Annotated in this window: 7 protein-coding genes; 3 read left to right on the top strand and 4 right to left on the bottom strand. The window is 61.3% G+C overall.

Annotated elements, in window-relative coordinates; genetic code table 11:
* Positions 1 to 160: 160 nt before the first annotated feature.
* Positions 161 to 1153 (top strand): glycosyltransferase, encoded by a 993-nt coding sequence (locus EN969_RS10295; RefSeq protein ID WP_127419107.1) that lies wholly within the window; start codon positions 161 to 163, stop codon positions 1151 to 1153.
* Positions 1154 to 1183: 30 nt separating this feature from the next.
* Here the strand turns inward: EN969_RS10295 and EN969_RS10290 are convergent, their stop codons facing one another.
* Positions 1184 to 1534 (bottom strand): DUF1330 domain-containing protein, encoded by a 351-nt coding sequence (locus tag EN969_RS10290; RefSeq protein WP_013529383.1) that lies wholly within the window; start codon positions 1532 to 1534, stop codon positions 1184 to 1186.
* Between the two features lie 369 nt (positions 1535 to 1903).
* Here EN969_RS10290 and EN969_RS10285 point away from each other — a divergent pair, with 369 nt between their 5' ends.
* Positions 1904 to 2836: a glycosyltransferase family 2 protein gene (locus EN969_RS10285; RefSeq protein WP_013529382.1), complete on the top strand. Its 933-nt coding sequence runs from the start codon at positions 1904 to 1906 to the stop codon at positions 2834 to 2836.
* A gap of 71 nt (positions 2837 to 2907) precedes the next feature.
* On the opposite strand, the gene EN969_RS10280 is transcribed toward EN969_RS10285, so the two are convergent.
* The 3 genes from EN969_RS10280 to EN969_RS10270 form a co-directional block, all read right to left on the bottom strand.
* Positions 2908 to 3711, bottom strand: coding sequence for a DUF1194 domain-containing protein (locus EN969_RS10280; RefSeq protein ID WP_063169101.1), 804 nt, complete (start codon positions 3709 to 3711; stop codon positions 2908 to 2910).
* An 83-nt stretch (positions 3712 to 3794) separates the two neighbouring features.
* A complete protein-coding gene (locus tag EN969_RS10275) occupies positions 3795 to 5621 on the bottom strand; it encodes an ABC transporter ATP-binding protein/permease (RefSeq protein ID WP_063169102.1) in 1827 nt (608 codons plus the stop codon).
* Positions 5622 to 5753: 132 nt separating this feature from the next.
* Complete coding sequence (locus EN969_RS10270; protein ID WP_013529379.1) at positions 5754 to 6536, bottom strand: methyltransferase domain-containing protein; 783 nt, start codon at positions 6534 to 6536, stop codon at positions 5754 to 5756.
* Between the two features lie 137 nt (positions 6537 to 6673).
* On the opposite strand from EN969_RS10270, the gene gloB reads away from it, so the two are divergent.
* On the top strand, positions 6674 to 7207 hold a 534-nt coding region (gloB, locus tag EN969_RS10265; RefSeq protein ID WP_127419106.1), incomplete at its 3' end, for a hydroxyacylglutathione hydrolase.

Below are 7207 nucleotides of genomic sequence, written 5' to 3'. Positions count from 1 at the left end.
TTTCCTCACCGATCAAAGACCCGACTCGCCAAGCAACAGTGTGTTTGGCGCCGAGCAAAGTCGCCCTGTATGACGATCGCGAACCAGTGTAAATGGCGTCGACTGTTTGACAGCGGGCTAGTGCGGCTATAGCCACACTGACGGCTCGGGGGGGCAAAAAATGGTCGAAGAACGCGCAACTTATTCACTCGTCGTCGAAATGGAGAATGCAAAATCGATCGACTGGGGCGAGATCGGCGTTGGGATGAAGGCCTTGGCTCGGGAAATCTCATCGGTTTCAGCAACCGGTTCAGCGCGACCAAGGATCGTCATCTCTCACGGCGGAGCAGAGTCGGACAAAGAGGCGTTGCGTCGTGAGATTTCGAATGAGGCCCCGCAGCTCGGTCAGGTTGCCGAACTCGTCTTCACAGCTTTCCCTGGCGGCCGATATTACGACCTGAAGAACAACGGTATGCTGGCATCGGACGGAGATATCGTCATCTTTCTGGATTCCGACGTGGTCGCGGAACCAGGATGGCTATCAGGACTGCTTGAACCCTTTGAAAACTCTGAAGTTATCTGCGCAAACGGATATACATACCTTTCATACGACGACTTCTTTTCAAGAACCTTTGCGTTGATCTGGTTTTTCCCGATGGCCCGTGGTGACGGGCGATTTGCCTCGAAGCGAGCGATCAACGCCAACAATGTAGCGTTTCGACGCGCGTGGATCCTCAGCCACCCTTTTCCAAAACATAACGGCTTCAAGGTTTCCTGCACTTTGCTGATGCGCGAACTGCTGCGGGAAGGCCACAAAATTCATAATGTCAACGCACGCGTTTATCACTATTCGCCGCGGGGCTGGCGGTTCTTTTACTGGCGCGCCCTGGTTACAGGTCGCGACGCCGACCGGAAGTTCGTTGCGCTCAATTCGCCGAGCCGCACGCGACGGATAGTCAAGTCCTTCAGCCGGTGGCTCACCATGTCATGGCGCACGACACGACGGATCGTAGGCCATGCCCGGGAAACCGGGATGCCGCTTTGGCAGGTTCCCTTTTCTCTGATTGTCGGTCAGGCATTTTATGGTTTGGCGTTTTGGGGCCAGTTCAGTTTCGCAACTGGCATGGTTCGCGACAAAATCGAAACGGTGCCAGACTATGTTGGGCATAGCTAGACGCTGTACCGCCATTCCTTGAACCGCAGTTCAGCGTCCAATTGATCCTTGATCCGGCGATTGCTCCAGAACATCCGTGGCCTTGTGCGGATGTTCGACGCCGTCGACGAACACCACATCGGCCTCCGAATTGTCCGTGCGCAGCGCCAGTATCGCTTGGTAGGCCGGCGAATTGTACCAGCCATGCACATGCTGCCTGTCGGGAAATTCTATGATGATCAGATGGCCAGGCCAGTCGTTCTCGATCACCTCCACATCGCCGCCATGGACCAGAAAACGGCCGCCGAAAGGTTCCAGCGTGGCATCTATCCTATGCAGATATTCGACGATCTGCGGACCCATTGTGGCTTGGCGCATATGGGCGACGGCGTAAGCGGCCATGACTGAACTCCCTTGTCATCGAAGCCGAGTTGCCGGCCTCTGCATGGGCAATCTGACCAAAGGCCGAGCGCTAAGCGATTACGTCTGAGGTAATGGGATGTATGCTATCTGTCATGATGGGTTGCTTCCACGGTGATTCGTAATGCTATGTGCGGCGGTGCTGTTGCAATTGGAACGCTAAGAGCGGGGATTCGTTGTCTCGCCTGGATTGAGTACCGGCACGGTGGGTGACAGGGGCAGTCGTTTTTTATAGCGTCGCGCCGACTGTGATGTGGTGTAGAGAAAGGGAAGTCCAATCCATTCGACCGTTCTGAAAATCGAAAAGTCCTGGACAGACGCGCAACCCTGCGCAGGAAACAGCTGACAGACATGGCCGGGATCGATCCAGTACCTCTCATCACGGTCATTACGCCGACCCACAACCGACGCGAAACAGTGTTGCGCGCCGTGGAAAGCGTATTCTCCCAGAGCATGTCGAGGTTTGAGCACATTGTCGTCGACGATGGTTCGACCGATGGGACCGAAGCGGCGCTGGCCCGCATCCAGGACCCGCGGCTGATCTATGTCGGGGCGAAATGGCGAGGCGCCAACGCCGCCAGGAATGCCGGCATCGAGCGGGCGCGGGCACCGTTGGTGACGTTCCTCGATTCCGACGACATCTACTTGCCGCACCGGCTTGAACGAACCCTGACCTGGTTCGATGAAAATCCTGCACTGCAAGTGCTGATCAGTTCGTTCGTGTCCCTGAAGGGCAATCGCATCACAAACTGCGCCAACCCAGAGGCATTCGTGAGCCCCGCAATGCTTGAGCGGACGCTGGTTGGGCAGACCATCTTCATCGCCGGCTCCGCGATCACTGCTCGCCGTGAAGCCTTGCTGGCCATCGGCGGCTACGACAGCGACATCACCCGCATGCAGGATCGCGAATTGCTGCTGCGCCTTGCCCGGCGCTTCGGTGCGCAACTGTCCGAGGACCTCGACTGGACGAAATACAATTCGGAGAACTCGATTTCCGGCCGCCGTGACGGCTATGTCGAGGCCTATGCGAACCTGATGGGCAAACATCCTCATATTGCCCACGCCTACCCGCACATTCCGCCTTACATGATCTCGCGGCAGCTCATCGCCGATATCCTGCGAGGCAGGATACCGGAGGCATTCCAGGGCTATATGGCCAACCGATCGTCGAAAGCGCTTGGCTACTCGCTGCCGGAATTGATGCAAGGCTATGTCCATGGCCGACGCTGGCGCCGCGATCTCTCCAACGAGTTTCGCAACCAATGTGGCGCCCGGCTCGCCTGAACCCAGAGCAACTCCAGGAAAATCGTGGAACGGTTTTCCCTCCGGATTGCGTGAACCGCACTATCGAGAGCTCAGCGGTCAAGTTCGGGAAAATACGGATCCGATAAAAACCGCCTGTCCCGTTCGCCCTGCAGGCAGTCTATCGGCTTGGCCGCGTCGACGGGGGTGATTCTCGCCTTGTCCCGAATGCCGCTCACTTCGAGGATCAGCTTGCGCCGGATGGCTGTCGAAAACTCCGCGGCGGCATAGATGGGCAGCACGAAGGAACCGGGCCCGCCGGTCACGCATTGCGCGTAATACTGGTCGAGATGGCTGAAGGTGGGCGACGGGCTGATCAGGATCGGCAGGCCGTTGACGACGATGCCTTTGGCAGTCGCCGCATCACGCGTCGCGGTGACTGGCGGTCCGATATTGTTCGGTCCGTCGCCCGAAATGTCGATGACGCTACGTTCGCCCTGGAAAGACGTGCGGTCGAAAAGCTCGGCACCGAAGGCCAGCGCGCCGGAAATCGAAGTGCCGCGAAAGCTGCGGAACGGACGCGCCGCGACCTCGTCGGCAAAGCTGTTGGCGCTCTCGGCACTATCGATGATCTGCCAGCCGATGACCGCGTCGTCGCGCACCGTGCCGGCCCACTCGAAATAGGTCAGCGCTATGCGGCCCGTGGCGCCGGCGCGGACAGCCTTGATGAAGTCGGGATGCCGCAGCGCCTCGACATAACCGGCGCGCTGCAGCGCGAACTCCTTCTCGTCCATCGACAGCGAGATGTCGACTGCCAGCACCAGCTCGACGTCGACGGCGAGCGCATCCCGCGGCGAGGCGGCGGGGGCAGCCTGGGCGCAGGCAAGACAGGCAAGCAGGCGCAGAGCATCAAGCATGGCCGTCGCCAGGTTGTTCTCCCGAAGAGCTTCCCTCGCGATCACGGCAAAATAAAGCTTTGCTTCCCCGTCCGGATATCAGGTCATTTCTTGCCGCGGGCGGCGACTGGCGGCGGTTCGATCGCGCCGGCTCTGACGCGGGCGGGCTTCAGCGCTGGCGCACCGGAATCCTTGACGATCGTCAACGCGCGCGGGAAGAAGTGGTCGTTGTGCTGGCCGCGCCCGATGTTGAGGATCGCTGTCGCCGGCAAACGCTTCTCGAGCATCGACAGCACGCGTCTTAGCGATGGGCCGTCGAATGCATCCAGCGCCTCGTCGATGATCACCCATTTCGGCTGCCGCAACGCGAGCCTGGCGAAGGCCAGCGAGCGCTGTTCGTCATCGCCCAACTCATGGTCCCAACGCCCGGCGCGGTCGAGCGATGAGGATAGCCGTCCCAGACCGACCTCGGCCAGCACCGCCGAAATGTCGGCATCGTCCGCCGGCGCGGGGCCGTTCGGGTGATCGAGGACTTCGCGCAATGTGCCGACCGGAAAATAAGGCACGCGCGGCACGAATATGGGGGTTTCTCCCGCCGGCAGGCCGATCCGGCCGCTTCCCCATGGCCACAGGCCGGCAATGGCACGAAAGAACAGCGTCTTGCCCGCACCGGGATCGCCGGTGATCATGACGCGCTCGCCGGGGCGGATTTCGACATGCGGGTCGGCGAGCCTGGTGCAGCCCTCCGGCGAGGCCACTTCGAGCTTCTCGAAAGTCAGGCTGCCACTGACGTTTTGGCCGAAGGCGATGCGCTTTTCGGTGTCGTGCAACGCATCGGTTTCATCGAGCGCGATGCGGAAATCGGCCACGCGCATCAGCGTGGCGCGCCAATCGGCAATGCTGCCGATGTTGTTGATGAACCAGCGCAAGGAGGAGTGGACCTGGTTGAATGCGCCGACCGCCATCATCAGCCCGCCAAAGCTGATATCACCTGAGAAATAGACAGGCGAAGCAACCAGTATGGGCGCCACGACGGTGATCCAGCCATAGGTGTCGGTCACCCAGGACAGGTTGATCTGGGCGGTGTAGATGCGCCGCATGGCGCCCAGCACCGTGCCGAGATCGAGTTCGAGCCGCCGCCTGGCGTCGGCCTCGCCATGATACAACGCGATGGCATCGACATTCTCGTTGACGCGCACCATCGAGGAGCGCAGCTCGGCTTCGCGTGTATAGCGGTCGCTGTTCAGGCGGATGAGCGGCCGCCCGACCAGCCAACTCAGCCAGGAGGCGATGCCGGCGTAAAGGATGGCGGCCCAGACCATGTAGCCCGGTATGGCCAGCGAGGTCCCGCCGATGTGGAACACGAAGCCCGAGGACAGCTCCCACAGCACGCCGACGAAGGACACGAGCAGGATGCACGACTGCAGCAGGCCGACGCCGAGATCGGTTGACAGATCGGACAGATGCGCGGCGTCCTGCTGCATGCGCTGGTCGGGATTGACGCCGATGGCGCCGGCATTGGCCAGACGGAAGGCGCGCGCCGGCCGCATCCATTGATCGATCAGATCCAGCGTCAGCGCCTCGCGCAGCTTGAGCCTGATCATCTGGTTGAGCCAGGTCTGGCCGATATTGAGCACCAGAAGTCCCCCGGCTATGGCCGCGAAGACGAGGAGCTGGTGCAAAAAGGCCGCCATGTTGCGGCGGGCAAGCGCATCGTAGAAAGGCTGGTTCCAGCGGTTGAGCAGAACCTGGCCGATCGACGTTGCGATGATCACGGCCATGATGCCGACCGATGTCCACAGCAACCATCTGCGAACCGGCGATCCCGCAAGCGCCCGCCGGATCGTCATCACCTGATCGTGCAGGCTGCTGGCCTCGACCGCCACGGCAACCGGCTGAACGGCGGCGGCATTGTCCGGTTGATCAGCCATGGCCGAGGTCCTTGCGTCAGTGCTGCAACCGGATGGAGAAACTTGACAGGCGTTCGTATGAGCTGCCGGATGGGCTGTCGGTCTGCTTGCGACAGATAGGCAGGGAAACGACGTCAGGCACGCTTGCCGCGATCACGAAGCCGTCACCCGCGCAGCCAAGGGCTTGGCATCCGCTTTGTGACGGCCAAGCCGGGTGGCGCCATGCGGCGACAGCACCGGCACGAAGACGCGGCGCGATGCGCGCTGCGCCACCGGCACGCCTTGATAGAGCCGCTTCTGCGCCTCGACCACGATGACCCCGGAAAAGATCGGCCACAGCCGCCGGCCGGCGCGCTCCAGTACATTGTGGAAGCGCATCATGAAACGGCGCCGCGATGGCGGAAAGAACAGCGCATCGGACCAGGCGGCGGGCGTGAAATTGGCCTCGCGCAGCAGTTCCGTAAGCTGGCCTCGCGAAAAGGGCCGGCCGTTGCCGAATGGGGTGTGCTCGAAGCGCGCCCAGACACCGCGCCGGTTGGGCACGACGATGACCACCCGGCCGGCCGGCGACAGCACGCGCCAGATCTCGTTCAGCGTCTCACGCGGGTTCTCGACATGTTCGAGCGAATGGACGAGCAGCATGCGGTCGATGCAGGAATCGACCAGCGGCAGTTCCTCGTCGAAGACCAGTGCCGTCGCCGTCGGCCCCGTCGCCGGCCACACCACCGCGCCTTGCGTTGCCGGCATGAAGGCGAAGACCCGCTCGGCGTCGCTGCCGAACCGCTCCAGCCACGGCAAGGTGTAGCCCAGACCAACCAGCCGCTCGTTGGGAACGGCCGCCCATATCGACGACAACGCCATGGTGATCGAACGCTCGGCGAACCGGCCGAGCGTTGTCGAATAGAACGAGCGAAGATCGACGATGTCGGAATGCATGGCAGGGATGTAGCCGTGATGTCGCCAGGTTTCAACAAAAGGCCGCGACGACCCGACATTCCGGGAATGTCATTCGACATCCGGGATGACATCGACCCGCAAGCGCCCTATGTCTGCGGCCATAACGGAGAGATGTGATGCCGGTCGAAATCGAACAGTTCATGTGCCGCAGCGACAATTTCGGCGTGCTGGTGCATGACCCCAAAAGCGGCCAGACCGCGATCATCGATGCGCCCGAGGAAGCGCCAATCTTGGCCGCGATAAAGCGCACCGGCTGGACGCCGACGATGATCCTGACCACACATCATCACATGGATCACGTTGAGGCCAATCTGGCGCTGAAGGAGCGCTTCAAGCTGCGCATCGTCGGCCCGGAGGCCGAAAAGGCCAAGATCCCCGGCATCGACGAGACCGTCGAAGACGGCTCGGTTCTCCATCTTGGCGATGAAAGGATCGAAGTCATCGCCACCCCCGGCCACACTGCCGGCCACGTTTCCTATTATTTGCCGGCCTCGAGCGTGGCGTTCACCGCCGACACGCTGTTTGCGCTGGGTTGTGGGCGGCTGTTCGAATGCAAGCCGCCGGTAATGTATGATTCGCTGAAGAAGCTGGCTGCACTTCCAGCTGAAACGGCCATCTATTGCGGCCACGAATACACGCTCTCCAACGCC

This window comes from Mesorhizobium sp. M7A.F.Ca.CA.003.01.2.1, assembly GCF_003998945.1.
GTDB lineage: Bacteria > Pseudomonadota > Alphaproteobacteria > Rhizobiales > Rhizobiaceae > Mesorhizobium > Mesorhizobium ciceri.
The sequence above is the reverse complement of the archived record's forward strand: the minus strand, read 5'-3'. Positions and strand labels throughout refer to the sequence as shown.

Excerpts from the sequence above, each read along its gene's own strand:
- EN969_RS10295 (WP_127419107.1), top strand. The coding sequence starts at position 161 with ATGGTCGAAGAACGCGCAACTTATTCACTCGTCGTCGAAATGGAGAAT.
- EN969_RS10290 (WP_013529383.1), bottom strand. The coding sequence starts at position 1,534 with ATGGCCGCTTACGCCGTCGCCCATATGCGCCAAGCCACAATGGGTCCG.
- EN969_RS10285 (WP_013529382.1), top strand. The coding sequence starts at position 1,904 with ATGGCCGGGATCGATCCAGTACCTCTCATCACGGTCATTACGCCGACC.
- EN969_RS10280 (WP_063169101.1), bottom strand. The coding sequence starts at position 3,711 with ATGCTTGATGCTCTGCGCCTGCTTGCCTGTCTTGCCTGCGCCCAGGCT.
- EN969_RS10275 (WP_063169102.1), bottom strand. The coding sequence starts at position 5,621 with ATGGCTGATCAACCGGACAATGCCGCCGCCGTTCAGCCGGTTGCCGTG.
- EN969_RS10270 (WP_013529379.1), bottom strand. The coding sequence starts at position 6,536 with ATGCATTCCGACATCGTCGATCTTCGCTCGTTCTATTCGACAACGCTC.